The organism is Tundrisphaera lichenicola (genome assembly GCF_051175385.1).
GTDB classification, from domain to species: domain Bacteria; phylum Planctomycetota; class Planctomycetia; order Isosphaerales; family Isosphaeraceae; genus Tundrisphaera; species Tundrisphaera lichenicola.
On sequence record NZ_CP195106.1, the window covers coordinates 4,555,335 to 4,569,564 of the forward strand.

Annotated in this window: 13 protein-coding genes; 10 read left to right on the forward strand and 3 right to left on the reverse strand. The window is 63.3% G+C overall.

Annotated elements, in window-relative coordinates; all coding sequences use genetic code 11:
• The first annotated feature begins 151 nt into the window (after positions 1-151).
• A complete protein-coding gene (locus tag P12x_RS17930; protein WP_435005817.1) occupies positions 152-2,620 on the forward strand; it encodes a DUF1549 and DUF1553 domain-containing protein in 2,469 nt (822 codons plus the stop codon).
• A 37-nt stretch (positions 2,621-2,657) separates the two neighbouring features.
• On the forward strand, positions 2,658-4,046 hold the full coding sequence (locus P12x_RS17935) for a DUF1501 domain-containing protein (RefSeq protein ID WP_435005818.1): 1,389 nt from the start codon (positions 2,658-2,660) through the stop codon (positions 4,044-4,046).
• A gap of 10 nt (positions 4,047-4,056) precedes the next feature.
• Here the strand turns inward: P12x_RS17935 and P12x_RS17940 are convergent, their stop codons facing one another.
• Positions 4,057-4,296 carry a hypothetical protein gene (locus tag P12x_RS17940; protein ID WP_435005820.1) on the reverse strand — a complete coding sequence of 80 codons (240 nt, stop codon included), beginning with the start codon at positions 4,294-4,296 and terminating at the stop codon, positions 4,057-4,059.
• A gap of 94 nt (positions 4,297-4,390) precedes the next feature.
• Between P12x_RS17940 and P12x_RS17945 the strand changes: the two genes are divergently transcribed.
• Positions 4,391-4,699, forward strand: coding sequence for a DUF971 domain-containing protein (locus P12x_RS17945; RefSeq protein ID WP_435005821.1), 309 nt, complete (start codon positions 4,391-4,393; stop codon positions 4,697-4,699).
• 29 nt (positions 4,700-4,728) lie between these two features.
• On the opposite strand, the gene P12x_RS17950 is transcribed toward P12x_RS17945, so the two are convergent.
• Positions 4,729-5,418 (reverse strand): hypothetical protein, encoded by a 690-nt coding sequence (locus P12x_RS17950; protein WP_435005822.1) that lies wholly within the window; start codon positions 5,416-5,418, stop codon positions 4,729-4,731.
• Between the two features lie 102 nt (positions 5,419-5,520).
• On the opposite strand from P12x_RS17950, the gene P12x_RS17955 reads away from it, so the two are divergent.
• The gene (locus tag P12x_RS17955) at positions 5,521-6,543 is read left to right on the forward strand and encodes a glycosyltransferase family 2 protein (RefSeq protein WP_435005824.1); all 1,023 of its coding nucleotides are present in this window, start codon (positions 5,521-5,523) and stop codon (positions 6,541-6,543) included.
• Here P12x_RS17955 and P12x_RS17960 read toward each other — a convergent pair whose 3' ends face one another.
• Complete coding sequence (locus P12x_RS17960) at positions 6,544-7,095, reverse strand: Uma2 family endonuclease (protein WP_435005826.1); 552 nt, start codon at positions 7,093-7,095, stop codon at positions 6,544-6,546.
• 90 nt (positions 7,096-7,185) lie between these two features.
• On the opposite strand from P12x_RS17960, the gene P12x_RS17965 reads away from it, so the two are divergent.
• The 6 genes from P12x_RS17965 to P12x_RS17990 all read left to right on the forward strand — a co-directional run bounded on the left by P12x_RS17965 (position 7,186) and on the right by P12x_RS17990 (position 14,175).
• On the forward strand, positions 7,186-9,234 hold the full coding sequence (locus P12x_RS17965) for a YgiQ family radical SAM protein (RefSeq protein WP_435005827.1): 2,049 nt from the start codon (positions 7,186-7,188) through the stop codon (positions 9,232-9,234).
• Between the two features lie 82 nt (positions 9,235-9,316).
• Complete coding sequence (locus P12x_RS17970; RefSeq protein WP_435005829.1) at positions 9,317-10,822, forward strand: RsmB/NOP family class I SAM-dependent RNA methyltransferase; 1,506 nt, start codon at positions 9,317-9,319, stop codon at positions 10,820-10,822.
• A gap of 64 nt (positions 10,823-10,886) precedes the next feature.
• Positions 10,887-11,474, forward strand: a complete 588-nt coding sequence (locus P12x_RS17975; RefSeq protein ID WP_435005831.1) for a Uma2 family endonuclease — start codon at positions 10,887-10,889, stop codon at positions 11,472-11,474.
• A gap of 68 nt (positions 11,475-11,542) precedes the next feature.
• Positions 11,543-12,109, forward strand: a complete 567-nt coding sequence (locus P12x_RS17980) for an RNA polymerase sigma factor (protein WP_435005832.1) — start codon at positions 11,543-11,545, stop codon at positions 12,107-12,109.
• Positions 12,106-12,804, forward strand: a complete 699-nt coding sequence (locus P12x_RS17985; RefSeq protein ID WP_435005833.1) for a hypothetical protein — start codon at positions 12,106-12,108, stop codon at positions 12,802-12,804. The genes P12x_RS17980 and P12x_RS17985 overlap by 4 nt, the downstream gene beginning before the upstream one ends.
• Positions 12,805-12,858: 54 nt before the next feature.
• Positions 12,859-14,175, forward strand: a complete 1,317-nt coding sequence (locus tag P12x_RS17990) for a PDZ domain-containing protein (protein ID WP_435005834.1) — start codon at positions 12,859-12,861, stop codon at positions 14,173-14,175.
• Positions 14,176-14,230 lie beyond the last annotated feature (55 nt).

The window sequence follows — 14,230 nt, forward strand, 5'->3', positions numbered from 1 at the left end:
CGGGCCGCCCGCTTTCGGTTCGAAGTCTTTCGATACCAAAGCGCTTGACCCTCCCCTTCCCACCAAACTAGGATGAACTCTCGACCCGGCACCCTGGTGGCGACGCCGTCGCCGATGGGTTTCCGGTCGCTCTCACCGAGGGGGTCCGACCTTGACCACCCCGCTAGCCCATCGCTCGTTCGTCCTGGCCTGGCTCTGGCTTGCTCTCTCCCAGGATCCGTCGCGGGCAGAGGGCCTTCGGCCGATGATCGAGCCCACCTCGATCGCGATTGAGGGATCCGGAAAGGGACAGCAGGTCGCGATTTCGATCGAGAGCAAGGACGGTACGTCGCGAGACGTGACCGGCGTGGCTTCCTATACCGTCGAGCCTCGATCGATCGCAGCGGTGACCCGGACCGGCCTGATCCTCCCGAGATCGGAGGGACGCGGCCGTCTCATCGTCGAGGTCGAGGGGCAACACGAGGAGGTGAACATCGAGGTTGGCCCGTCCGTCGGGGTACCCTCCACGAGCTATCGACTCGATATCGTGGCCCTGCTCTCTAAGGCCGGATGCAACGCGGGACCCTGCCACGGCAACATCAATGGCAAGGGGGGATTTCGGCTCAGCCTTCGAGGGGACGATCCCGCCTTCGACCTCCTCTCAATGACTCGCGATGCCTTCGGCCGGCGGATCGACGTGGCAGACTCCTCGCAAAGCCTGATCTATCGAAAGCCGGTCGGTCTCGATCCCCACGAGGGGGGCCGGCGCTTCACCGCTCAATCACCGGAGGCTGCCGCACTGCTCGACTGGGTGGCCGAAGGTGCGAAGGATGATCTGGCGACCGCACCGACGCTCATCCAACTCGAAGTCTTCCCCGACGATCGGGTGATCCCGGGCCCGAACCTGGCCCAGCAGCTGGTGGTGACGGCCACCTTCTCCGATGGATCGCGACGTGACGTGACCCGACAGTCGGCGTTCGACGTCAACGATCCGTCGCTCGTCGCGGTCACGCCCGAGGGTCGAGTCGAGGCCGGTCGTCCCGTCGAGGCGGTCGTCGCGGTTCGGTACCTGAACGGTCGAGGGGTCTCCCGATTGGCGTTCCTGCCCGTCCGGCCCGACTTTGCCTGGCGCGAGGTCCCCGAGGAAAATTTCGTCGATTCCCTCGTTTTCGCCAAGTTCAAGGCTCACAAGATCGAGCCGTCGGAACTCTCGACGGATTCTGTATTCCTTCGTCGAGCCTTCCTGGACGCGCTCGGTGTCTTGCCCACGCCGGAGGAAGCTCGAGCCTTTCTGACCGACCTCGACCCTCTCAAGCGCCCAAAGCTGGTCGACCGCCTCCTGGAGCGTCCCGAATTCGCCGATTTCTGGGCCTTGAAGTGGGCCGATCTTCTCCGTAACGAGGAGAAGACCATGGGGGCGAAGGGAGTCTGGGTCTTCCAGCGATGGCTTCGCGACCAAGTGGCCCAGGATATCCCGCTCGACGTCTTCGCCCGGTCTCTGATCGCCTCGATTGGCTCGACCTATCGGAATCCTCCGGCCAACTTCCATCGGACGAATCGCGACCCGATGACCGCGGCCGAGACCGTCGGCCAGGTCTTCCTGGGCGTTCGACTCCAGTGTGCCCGGTGCCATAATCACCCGTTCGACTCCTGGACTCAGGACGATTATTTCGGGCTGGCGGCCTACTTCAGCAATGTCAGGCGGAAGGAGATCAACAACCTTCGGTCCGACCGTCTCGATAAGCACGAGATCAACGGCGACGAACTGATCTATCTCGAAGGGACCCCGAAGATCGTCCAGCCTCGGTCGGGCGAGACCCTTGCGCCCCGACCCCCGGGTGGTCCCCAGGTCGAACTCGCTCAAAAGTCCCCCGCTCTCGATGAGCTGGCGAACTGGTTGACGGTCGACAATCCCCAATTTGCCCGGAACATGGCCAACAGGATCTGGTTCCACCTGATGGGCCGGGGGCTGGTCGAGCCCGTGGATGACTTCCGCGACTCCAACCCTCCGACCAACCCAAAGCTCCTGGTCAAGCTCGCGGACGAACTCGTGAATAACGGTTATCGGCTCCGCCCGCAGGTCGCCCTGATCATGAAGTCGCGTACCTACGGCCTCGACGCCCGTCCTCTAGGGTCGAATGCGGAGGACGAGATCAATTACTCTCATGCTTCGGTTCGATTGCTCCCCGCAGAAGTTCTCCTCGACGCCATCGGGCAGGTTCTCGAGCATCCCGAGCCGTTCCAGCACGCCCCACCATCGACCCGGGCCGTACAGATGCCCGGAGCCCGACCGGGCGGCTCCTTCTTGCAGTCGTTCGGCAAGCCCGACCGGCTCCTGACCTGCGAATGCGAGCGGTCCGAGGCGACCACCCTGGCCCAGGCGTTCCAGCTCATCAACGGCGATTCCATTCGCGCGATGCTGACGGACAAGCAGAATCGAATCGGCCGCCTGATCGATTCGGGAGCTTCCGATTCCGAGGTCCTCGACGAGCTCAGCCTGGCGGCCCTGTCCCACGAGCCCGACGCGACCCGGCGTTCCGCCATCCTGGAGCATGTCGCGCGGGCTCCCGACCGTCGGAAAGCCTGGGAAGACGTGACCTGGGCCATCCTGAACAGCAAAGAATTCCTGTTGAGGCATTGAGCCGACCGACGCGATCGGATCGAGAAGGACCCCCGCCATGAACCGAGGCTGTCCCGATTTTCGAGCGACCAGCCGGTTGACCCGTCGGAGTCTCCTGACGGCCGGAGCGGCGGGGTTCGCCGGCCTGAACCTACCGATGATACTCCGGGCGTCCGAGGCCATCTCGACGATTAACCCCCATGCCAAGCATGTCATCTTCCTTCACCAGTTCGGAGGGCCGTCGCACCTCGACACCTTCGACATGAAGCCCGACGCCCCCGACGGGATCCGGGGCGAGTTCAAGCCGATCCAGTCGGACCAGCCGGGCCTGTATCTGAGCGAGCACCTCCCTCGGTTCTCGAAGGTCCTCGGCCGGTTCGCCCAGATCCGGTCGGTCCACCACGGGATGAAGAACCACAACTCGGCCACCTATTACAGCCTGACCGGGCATGCCCCGCCGATCGACGACATCCGGCTTCGCGATACCCAGGAGCTTTACCCGTCGTATGGGAGCGTGGTCGCCCGGTTCCGCCCCGTCGATGATCCGTCGCTCCCGACCTACGTCTCGTATCCCCACGTCCTCCGCGACGGGAGCGTCACACCCGGCCAGGGGGCGAGCTTCCTGGGCAAGGGGTTCGATCCCTTCTTCGTGGAACGCGACCCGAACAAACCCGACTTTCGACTCCCCGAGCTAAGTCTTCCCGAGGAGACTTCCCTGGCCCGCCTCGACGATCGCCGGGGGCTCCTCAAGCTGATCGACGAGCAAGGCGACCTCGGCTATTCCTCGACGAGCCGAGGTATCGATGCCTTCTACGACCGGGCGATGGCGATGCTTGCCTCGCCGAGGGTGAAGGCGGCGTTCGACCTCTCGACCGAGCCCGGACCGATCCGCGACGCCTACGGTCGGACCACCTACGGCCAGAGCTGCCTGCTCGCCCGCAGATTGGTCGAGGCCGGGGTCCGGTTCGTCACCGTGTACTACTCCCGGTCGATTGGCGGCAAGGGGTCCGGCGGTTGGGACACCCACGGCGATAATTTCAACCAGCTCAAGAACCGACTCTGCCCGATCACCGACCAGACCATTCCCACGTTCATCGAGGATCTCGCCGCTCGAGGCTTGCTCGACGAGACGCTGGTCGTCTGGATGGGGGAATTCGGTCGATCCCCCAAGGTGACGAACACCGCGCAGTTCGGGCCGGATGGCCGGGACCACTGGCCCAAGTGCTACACCGTCCTGATGGCCGGGGCCGGGATCACGCCCGGGGCAATATACGGGGCGAGCGACCGGATCGGGGCCTATCCCGCCTCCGACCCCGTGACTCCCGACGACATCGCGGCCACGATGTTCTGGGCCCTGGGGATCGACCCGGCCACCGAGGTCCGCGATACCCTCGGCCGGCCCTTGCCGATCGCCTCCGGACAGCCGATTACCCGAATCTTCGAATGATCGGCAAGGATTACTCGTCCGTCGTCGAAGAGTCGGGATGACCCTCGCCCTCGATCACGGACAGGCCCGCCTTGTCGAGCCGACTGAGCAGGACCGGCCAGTGTCGAGACAGGCTGTGCGCCGACATCGTGTGGACGCATTCGATCGTCTCGCGGTCGAATCGACCGAGCACCCGAGCCCCGCCCGGGGCACGCTCCAACGCCTTACGGACCGCGTTCAAGCTGGGTGCCTTGACCCGGAATCGTTCCATCGGATGACCCTCCTACCCTTCCCGAGGCAATGGGCCCCGTGCTAGGCTCGAAGGACCGAGGTCCCGCAAACCGAGCCACACCCCACCGAGTCCCATGAGCGACGCACCCAGCAACATCCGCGCCCATCAAGGCGATCAAATCCTAGAACTGGCCTGGGAGGGCGATCGCGTGGACCGCCTCCCTTATCGTTATATCCGGGGCGAATGCCCCTGCGCCACCTGCAAGGACGAGTGGACCGGAGATAGGATCCTCGACCCGAACTCGATTCGCCCCGACCTCAAGCTCGAGGGCATGGAGCCGATCGGCAACTATGCCGTCCGGCTCGTCTGGAACGACGGCCACTCCTCGGGGCTGTATTCCTGGGAGAACCTCAAGAGACTGGCCGATGACGTGCCCCTGTGATTACGGGAAAGGCGATGGCCCGACATGGTTCACATCATCCCTCCCATTCCTCCCATGCCGCCTTTGAGATCGTTAGCTGCGGACGGTGGGGCTGGGAAGTTCTCCGGGGCTCCGGCTCGAAGGCTCCGGATCTCCCCGCGAAGTGCTCGCACCTCGGAATTGAGGGCATTGAGCGTGTCCAGGATCATGATCTCGGTTTCGGCCTGTGTCGCATCCTCGGAGGATGTCGAGGTCACGAAGATCATCCCATCCTTGTGAATGCGATAGACGAGCCCCAGTTGCTTCAAGAGCAGTGAGAACGTGGTCGCCAGCGGAATTTCTTTCAAGTTGATGCTGACCGTCGAGGCCATCGTCTTATCCGCGTCCTGAAGTCCCTGGGGATCGACATAGATAGGGATGCCATCGGGGAAGTCCGGCTCGCTGACCGTCGACTTTTGGATATGCTTCACGACGTCGTCGAGCGATGTTTCGTCGGGAAACACCATGTCTAGCTTTAGCTGTAGTTTCAACCAGATCCGAGCGGCCTCGGGACTCATCGGCCTCGCTTCGAGGTGGATCACTCGCGCTGGTTCGTGGATCGCTTCCTCGTGAGACTCGACGTCGACGCCACCGAACTGGGCAGGCGGGCTGGCCTGGATCGGTGGCCGATTCCCCATCGTTAGGGCGAGGCTGGCAGCCAGGATCACGCCCAGCGAGCGAATCACGATCGATTTACGCATCGGAGTTCATCCTCAAAATGGGACGATTGGAAACGATCCCTCTTACAATTGACATCCGAATAGCATAAACGCCCGATCTCCCGAAAGAATCCACCAGGACTGATGAATTTGCTCGACCTCCCGAAATTGACCGTCGTCATCCCCACCTGTAACGGTTCCCGACACCTCCGCGAGACCCTGGCCTCGATCCGGGCCCAGAAGGAGGCTGCGTTCGACCTCGTCATCTCCGACGACCGATCGGACGACGAGACCCTGGCCATCGTTCAGGAAGAGGTTGGCGACCGAGCCCGGGTGTCGGTCAATTCCGAACGCCTCGGACTGGCGGGCAACTGGAACCGTTGCGTCGATTTGAGCCAGACGGAATGGGTCGCGATCTTCCATCAAGATGACGTGATGCAGCCGGGTCACCTGGCGGCCCATCGGCCGATCCTGGACCCGGACACCGACCCTCGGCTCGGCCTCTTCGCCGGTCCGGTCATGATGATCGACGACCTGGGAAGTCCCGTCTCGCCGAAGGTCGTCGACCCGGGCGGTCTCGTCGAGCGGAGTGGTTCGGCCTTCGTCCCGAAGGCGGGCGAAGTGGTCTTCCCGCCCGGAGAGTGGCTTCCGCTCCTCCGCCTATCGAATCCGCTTCGCTGCTCGGCCGTGACGATCCGGAAGTCGGCGCATCAGGAGGTCGGCGGATTCGACCCGTCGTATCGTTATGTCGTCGACTGGGATTTCTGGGCGAGGGTCGCCCAGGGGTGGGGACTCGCCTGGCGGTTCGGACCGCCCACGGTCGCGATGCGCTGGCATCTCGCGAGCGAAACTCATCGCTTCAAGACGGGGACGAGCGACCTAGATGAGCAGATCCGACTGCTTGATCGCCTGAATCCGCCCGAATCGACCTCGACGCTCGATCTTAGGTCGATCGACGAACGGCTGGCACGCGGCTTCCTCAATCGCGCCCACGACGCGCTCAAAGGGGGAAACGCGACCCTTGCCCGGAGTTGCCTGAGCCGATCGATCAAGCTTTCCCGAAGCGTCCTGATGACAATGGCGGCCGACCCGAGGCTCGCGGTCCAGATGGGCGTCCTGACCTTGGCTCCCGAGCAGGCGAGTCGATGGTTTGCCCGGCGCCGGTGATCAGGCGAAGAGGGAGGCCACTTCGCACCGGAATCCGGGAAGGATCTCCTCGCCGTCGAGGACGTCTCCGACGAAGAGAAGAACGCCCGTGTGATTGCGACGGAAGACCTGGACGGTTTTCGTCTCCGGTTCCGCGACCCAGATCAAGGGCACTCCCGCAGCCAGGTAGTCGTTGACCTTGGCTTGAACGGTGAGATGAGTGTCATTCGGCGAAGTGACCTCGATCACGAGATCAGGGGCGATCTTGCCATGCCCCTCGAATGGACCTCCCGCTGGAACTCGTTCCTTGCGGGTGAACGAAGCGTCGGGGATGCGAACCTTGTTCGGTTCATCGGGGAAGATCTGATAGCTTCCCTGTGCACCATTGACCAGCCCGAGGCCGTGTTCCCTGACGAACACTCCGAGCAAGATCAAGAAAGTTGCCGCGATCGAGTCGGATCTCTGGCCCATCTCTCGCTCCAGTAATTGGCCATCGACCAGTTCGGGCATGGGCCGATCCTGGATGGTCAGGAGATCCTCGGGCGTGTATCGGGTCTGGGTGGCGGTGGCCATCGGTCCGAACCTCTGTTGCCGGGGGATGTAGGATACGTGCATAATAGCGGATTGGATCTTGCCCGTCTCCCGAGAGTTGCTCGCCCGCTCATGAACAACGGTCCGACCACTCCCTGCCCGACCCGGAACGCCGGGCCTAATGTCGCCCCGACGCAGCTTCCGGTGCTGTCGCTGTCGGAGATCCCCCTGCCCCACCTCCCGGCCACCCGGGCCGAGATGGACGCCCGGGGTTGGGATGCCGTGGATATCGTCCTGGTCAGCGGCGATGCCTACGTCGATCACCCGGCTTTCGCGATGGGGATCCTGGGAAGGGTCCTGGAGGCGGCGGGTTTCCGGGTGGCGGTCCTCAGCCAGCCCGACTGGAAGAGCGCCGAGCCCTGGCGGACGTTCGGTCGGCCTCGCCTGTTCTTCGGCATCAGCGCCGGGAACATGGACAGCATGATCAATCATTACACGGCCAACAAGAAAGTCCGGAACGACGACGCCTACAGCCCGGGAGCCCGGATTGGCCTGAGGCCCGACCGAGCGACCATGCCCTACTGCCAGAGGGCCCGCGAGGCTTATCCCGGCGTCCCGGTGATCGCGGGTGGGGTGGAAGCAAGCCTTCGCCGGCTCGCGCATTACGACTACTGGAGCGACACCGTCAAGCGTTCGATCCTGCTCGACTCGAAGGCGGATCTCGTCGTCTTCGGGATGGGCGAGCAACCGATCGTCGAGATCGCCCGGCGGCTGGCCGGCGGAGAGACCGTACGCGACCTCCGCGACATGCGAGCCGTGGCGTACGCTCTGGGTGCCCGGGAACAGCCACCCGCCGAGGCGATTGTTATCCCCTCCTTCGAGGAGGTGAAGACCGATCGGCAACTCTTCGCCAAGGCGACCCGGATCATTCACCAGGAAACCAATCCGCTCAACGCCCGGACTCTGGTCCAGTATCACGACCGACAGGCCGTGGTCGTGAATCCGCCTGGCCTTCCCATCAGCGAAGAAGACATGGATCGGGTCTACGGGCTCCCGTACACCCGGAAGCCCCACCCGATGTATCGGGGCGAGAAGGTGCCCGCGTTCGAGACCGTCAAGGATTCGGTCACGATCATGCGAGGCTGTTTCGGAGGTTGTACCTTCTGCTCGATCACGGCACACCAGGGGCGGATCATCCAGTCCCGATCCAAGGCATCCGTCCTCTCCGAACTGACCCGGATGGGAGAGGATGACAGCTTCTCGGGAATCGTTTCCGATATCGGCGGGCCGACGGCTAATATGTATCAGATGCGATGCAGCAAGCCCGAGGTCGAGGCGAAGTGCAAGCGGCTCTCCTGCGTACATCCCAAGGTCTGCAAGCTCCTGGGGACCGATCACGGGCCGCTGGTCGAGTTGATGCGAGAGAGCCGGGAAATTCCCGGCATCCGCAAGGTGTTCGTCGCATCCGGGATCCGGATGGATCTCGCCCAGCGCTCGCCCGAATACATGGAAGAACTGGCCGCCCACCATGTCGGGGGCCATTTGAAGGTGGCCCCCGAGCACACCGATCCCGACGTCCTCAAGCGGATGAAGAAGCCCGACCAGGCCGATTACGCCGGCTTCGCCGACGCCTTCCGCGAGGCCAGCGCCAAATCGGGCAAGCCCAAGCAATATCTCGTCCCCTACTACATCGCCTCGCACCCCGGCAGCGACCTGGCCGCGATGATCGACCTGGCCCTGTTCCTCAAGCGGAATGGCTACCGTCCCGACCAGGTCCAGGATTTCATCCCCGCGCCTTTCGACATCGCCACCTGCATGTATTACACGGGGCTCGACCCGTTCACCGGCGAAGAGGTTTATACCGCGAAGCATCTCCGCGATCGGAAGCTCCAGCGTGCCCTCCTCCAGTTCTTCAAGCCTGAGAACTACTTCGAGGTCCGCGAAGCCTTGCAAAAGGCCGGTCGACAAGACCTGATCGGCTCGGGCTGCGATGCACTGATCCCCTCGAATCCGCCCAGGGTCGCGCTCCAGGCGCGGATGACCAAGGCGAACAAGTCGCTGGCCGAGGGGAACTATGTCCACACCATCGAGGGCGAGCCTCGAAATGCAAAGTCTCAGACGCCCACGAAGCCGGCCGGCTATCGGCCTCACCGCCAGACCGCCCGTCGTCGGCCCAAGTAATCCAGACCGAACATTGAATTTTCAAGTTTCAAGCGTCTTTCATGTTTGAAATTGGCCATCCGAGATCCAGCGTCCCAATCCGATGACCCCACCCAAACGCTCGCCCAAGCGATCGACGTCGAAAGCCCGGCCCCCCTCACGCCCCGCCGGCCGGCCCGGTTCTCCCTCGTCTTCCGGATCAAGGCCGTTCTCGGCTCGACCGGGCAAGCCGGAATTCTCCCCGAGGCGGCCCGAGGCCCCGGCCCGCCCCGGCCCGAGACCGGGACCCGGCATTCGCGAGGTCCAGAACGTCGTCTCGATCGAGAAGCTGGCCGGCTCGGCCGTGACCGTGGCCAGGGCCGTCGAACACTCCGTCTTCGAAGAGGGGCGTCGGGCGGATCGTTCAATCGCCTGGGAACTCCGGCACCGACGCGACCTTTCCGCCCCCGATCTCCGGTTCATCACCCGAGCGGTCTTCGCCCTGTTCCGATGGCGCGGTTGGATCGAGACACTTCATATCGAGAGCCTGGAGGCCCGGCTCCTCCTGGCCTGGCAGCTCGACTCCTCCTCGGTCCACCCCGCGTGCCGGGTCTGGGCTCGGGCCATCGACCGCGATCCCGAGCGACTGCTGGCCTACGGGAACGCCCCGAACTGGACCGCGAGGGGTGAGGGCTGGAAGCGGCTGAACGACGATCGGGCCGTCTCCGCCGACCCCTGGCGACTCTTCCCCGACTGGCTCCGTGACCATCTTCCTCTCCCTCCTGGAGGCGGCTCGCCCAAGGCCAAGTACCTGGACTTCCTCCAGGCCTTGCAGACCCCCGCTCCCCTCTGGGTCCGCGCCCAGGGGACGGACGAGCAGGCCATCTGGACCGAGTTGTCCGGGATCGGGATCAAGCCCTGGGTCCACCGAAAGCTGACCCGGGCCGCCAAGCTCGATCCCGAATCGGACGTCCATCATCTGGAATCCTTCGAGCGTGGGGATCTGGAGATCCAGGATCTGGCCTCTCAGGCCGTCGCCCTGGCCTGCGACCCGGACCCCGGCGAGCGCTGGTGGGACGCGTGCGCCGGGGCTGGTGGCAAGGCGCTGCATCTGGCGGCGCTGATGAAGGGCAAAGGGCTGGTCGTCGCCAGCGACGTCCACGAAGGGCGGCTCAAGGAGACGGCACGTCGGGCCAAGCGGAGCCCGTTCCGGAACCTCACGACCAAGCCCTGGGACGGAAAGCATGTTGTCGGGAAGTCCGGGACCTATCACGGGGTCCTGGTCGACGCCCCCTGCTCGGCCATCGGCACCTGGCGACGCAACCCCGACGCTCGCTGGACCCTGGCCCCCGACGCGGTCGCCCGACTCGCCTTGCTCCAGGCCCAGATTCTCCGGGTTGCTGCCGGGGGTGTCCGGCCGGGGGGGACGTTGGTCTATTCCGTTTGCACCCTCACCCTGGCCGAGACGCAGGGTGTTCTCCGCTCGTTCCTGGCCGACCGGCCCGAGTTCAAGCTCGACCCGTTCCCCCACCCGATCACCGGAGAGCCGACCGACGGGACTCTCCTGATCTGGCCGCAGGAATCCGACACGGACGCGATGTTCATCGCCCGGATGGTCCGTGGCGGGTGACGAGACGTCTTTGGATGGGTTAAACTGACACGAGATCGATCGGGCGAGGACCGGAGCCCCAACCATGAATGCCGTTGCCGAGAGGACGCTGCTCACCCCGGAAGAGCTGGTGACTTTGCCGGAAGAGAAGGGTTTCGAACTTGTTGACGGCGAACTGGTGGAGCGAAAGGTGAGCGTACTTTCAAGCTGGATCGGCTGCAAGATCTCCCGCTTGATTGGCAATCACGTCGAAAGCCCTCATCTCGGCTGGGTTTTCGCTGCCGACAACGGATGCCAATGCTTTCCGGATCGGCCCAACACCGTCCGGAGGCCCGATGTCTCGTTCGTCCGGGCGGATCGCCTGACCTGGGATCAGGTCACGGACGGCTGGCTTCGAGTCGTGCCCGATCTGGTCGTCGAGGTCATCTCTCCCCACGACCTCGCCGAGGAGGTCGAGGAAAAGGTCGAGATGTTCCACGGGGTCGGCGTCCCTCTCATCTGGGTCGTCAGCCCGACGGCCCGGACCGTTCGCATCGTTCGCTCGGATGGATCGACGACCACTCTCCGAGAGGGAGACGAACTCTCGGGCGAGAATGTCATCGCCGGCTTTGCTTGCCCCGTCGCCACGATCTTCCCGCCGAGGGCTCCGACGGAGCCGAAGCCCTCAGCTTGATCGCACCTCGTCACGAATCCTGGAAAAAGATCGCAAGGGAAACCGGCTCGCGGCAACTTCTAGTTGTCATGAGAAACGGAATCCAACCGACCACGAACGATGGATCGTCAATCGGCCCGATTGACTGGGCCTCGGCGTTAGCCCGGCACGACCGCTGGCTCCGGACCGTCGTGGCGGCCCGGGTCGGCGAGCGTCAGGCCGTCGATGAGGTCTTGCAGGAGGTTTCGTTGGCCGCCATCGGGGCGACGACGGCCATCGAACCGACAAAGCTGGCCGGCTGGCTTTATCGCCTGGCCATCCACAAGACGCTCCTCTATCGGCGGACGATGGGTCGCCGACACAAGCTGAATGGTCGTTATGCACAGAAAGTGCGTGACGCCGGTGCGGCTGCGCCCGATCCGCTCGGCTGGCTCTTGCTCGACGAGCGATCTTCGTTGATCCGTGAGGCACTCGGGCGATTGTCTGCCCGGGATGCCGAGATCCTGCTCCTGAAATACACCGAGAACTGGTCCTGCCGCGACCTGGCCGAACATCTCGGCCAGACCGAGAGTGCGATCGAGTCGCGCCTTCACCGGGCCCGGCAGCGACTCCGCGACGAACTGGCCGGCTCGAACGTGATCGAGGTTCCCCGATGAGCCCAATCGATGACCTGATGAATCCCGTTGATGATTCCTCGATAGACCGACTGGTTGGGGGCGAACTGGCCGACCAGGAGCGTCGAGAACTGCTTCTTCGCCTGGAAAACGATCCCGAGGGTTGGCGCCGATGTGCGCTCGCCTTCCTGGAAGATCAGGCCTGGCGATCGGCGATCTCGGGGATGAGTGTTCCCGTGTCCAGCGCGGATCCGGCACCATCGAGTCCGCCACGGGTCCGCGTTAACCGATCTCGCCTTCAACGTCTCTCGATCGCGGCAACCGTCCTGGTAGCAACCTTCGCCGCCGGTCTGGCACTGGGCGGGGCTTCTCGCTCGGGTGCAGGAAGCGAATCCGTTCCTGCGGTGGCTCTCGTTCCGGAGGAGAAATCGAAACCGGTTCCACCGCCCGCGTCGGAGCCGATCCGGGAGGTCGGTTGGATCAATCTGGTCGACCAGAATTCGGGAGAGTCACCGCCGAGGAAAGTCCCGATTCTTTCGGGTCCAGGTCTGGATGATCAATGGCTGAGCAATCAGCCCTCGCCGGTCCCGGACTATCTCCGGACGCAGTGGGAGCGCCAGGGGTATCAGGTTGAGGAACGTCGGAGACTCGTCTCCGTCGTCCTGGAGGACGGGCGTCACGTCTCGATCCCGGTGGATGAGGTCGCCCTCCAGTATGTCGGGCAGGAAACCTTCTAGGCTCGTGGCCGGTCGGTTCGCCCGAGAGGATGCTTTCGCAGAGAAGAGGATCACATGATTCGATTCAGCAAGGTCTCGCGACTCGCGATGATCGCCGGACTCGCATGGCCCGTGCTCGGCCAGGCGCAGGAAATTAGGCCCTCCGAAGTTACGGAGAGGATCGAAGAAACGGTGGATGTCACGGTCGATGCTTCGGACGTCGCTGAAACATCGGTGATCACCGATGAATTGATCGGCGGCGACGACAAGCCGGGATCAGAGACTCAAACCATCCGTCGGATCGTCCGGGCTCAGCCGTCGTCGGAAAATATCAATATTTATTCCAGGACGTTTTTCGAGACGTTGGAGGCGAAATATGGGCTCGTCCTGGCCCCGATCGACGATGCCCTCCGAACGCAACTCGCGATCCCGAAGGGTGAAGGTGTCGTCGTCGTCGAGGTCAAGTCGATGAGTTTGGCAGAACAGGCCGGACTGAAGTCCAAGGATATCCTGTTGAGCCTGGGCGATAAACCGTTCGTAAGCGTCCCGCAGGCTCAGGGATTGTTCCTCCTCCTGGAAAAAGACCCCGTTCGGATCAAGCTAATTCGCGAGGGGAAGCCCCAACAGATGAGCATTGTTGGACCCGAGCACGGCTTCTCTGCCGAATCGGCCGAGTTCTGGATCGGTGTGCCAGTTTCGCCGGTCGACCCGATCCTCCGCTCCCACCTGGGCGAACTCCCCGCCGAGGCTGGACTGATCGCCAATGATGTCGTCAAGGATAGCCCGGCCGATCGCGCCGGTGTCAAGAAGAACGACATCCTGATCTCGTTGGGCGGCCAAACTTTAAAGTCTGCTGAGAATTTGATCGCCCAGGTTCAAGCCTCCGAAGGTAAGGCCGTCCCGCTGGTCGTCCTCCGTGCTGGAAAGCCAACAACCGTCGAGGTCACGCCGACGAAGCGTGCCCATCCCACAATCGTTAATTTCCGAGGGGTTCCGACCAATCTCCGATATCAACTCTTCCAGCCGAATGTGGCAATCGAGATCGATCCGAAGTCGTTCCGCGCCGAGAATCTTACGAAAGCCGACGGGAACATCGAACTGAAAGATATTCGGACAAACCGAATCTTCCGGGCTACTCCAGATCAAAAGCAGTATGAAGTGAAGGTGTTTGATCAATTACAATTCAATGGAAAGTCATCGGGGGAAGCCGCCGGGAAGACGATGACGAGTCAAGGTCCGATCGACATCCAGCTCGAGCTCCTCACGAACAAGGCCAAGGCGAACGTCGACGAGGCGACCGGCCGGATCGAGGTCCAGCTCAAGGAGCTATCGGCCAAGGTCGAGGAAATCCGGAAGGCGATCGAGGCGTTGAAGACACCGTCGGAGCATTGATCAAATTCCAATGACGAGAGGCGTTTCGTGACCGGAATGGGATACATCCCTGGTC

Coding starts and splice junctions, on each gene's coding strand:
- P12x_RS17935 (WP_435005818.1), top strand. CDS start 2,658: ATGAACCGAGGCTGTCCCGATTTTCGAGCGACCAGCCGGTTGACCCGT.
- P12x_RS17985 (WP_435005833.1), top strand. CDS start 12,106: ATGAGCCCAATCGATGACCTGATGAATCCCGTTGATGATTCCTCGATA.
- P12x_RS17980 (WP_435005832.1), top strand. CDS start 11,543: ATGAGAAACGGAATCCAACCGACCACGAACGATGGATCGTCAATCGGC.
- P12x_RS17945 (WP_435005821.1), top strand. CDS start 4,391: ATGAGCGACGCACCCAGCAACATCCGCGCCCATCAAGGCGATCAAATC.
- P12x_RS17950 (WP_435005822.1), bottom strand. CDS start 5,418: ATGCGTAAATCGATCGTGATTCGCTCGCTGGGCGTGATCCTGGCTGCC.
- P12x_RS17960 (WP_435005826.1), bottom strand. CDS start 7,095: ATGGCCACCGCCACCCAGACCCGATACACGCCCGAGGATCTCCTGACC.
- P12x_RS17990 (WP_435005834.1), top strand. CDS start 12,859: ATGATTCGATTCAGCAAGGTCTCGCGACTCGCGATGATCGCCGGACTC.
- P12x_RS17975 (WP_435005831.1), top strand. CDS start 10,887: ATGAATGCCGTTGCCGAGAGGACGCTGCTCACCCCGGAAGAGCTGGTG.
- P12x_RS17955 (WP_435005824.1), top strand. CDS start 5,521: ATGAATTTGCTCGACCTCCCGAAATTGACCGTCGTCATCCCCACCTGT.
- P12x_RS17965 (WP_435005827.1), top strand. CDS start 7,186: ATGAACAACGGTCCGACCACTCCCTGCCCGACCCGGAACGCCGGGCCT.
- P12x_RS17940 (WP_435005820.1), bottom strand. CDS start 4,296: ATGGAACGATTCCGGGTCAAGGCACCCAGCTTGAACGCGGTCCGTAAG.
- P12x_RS17970 (WP_435005829.1), top strand. CDS start 9,317: ATGACCCCACCCAAACGCTCGCCCAAGCGATCGACGTCGAAAGCCCGG.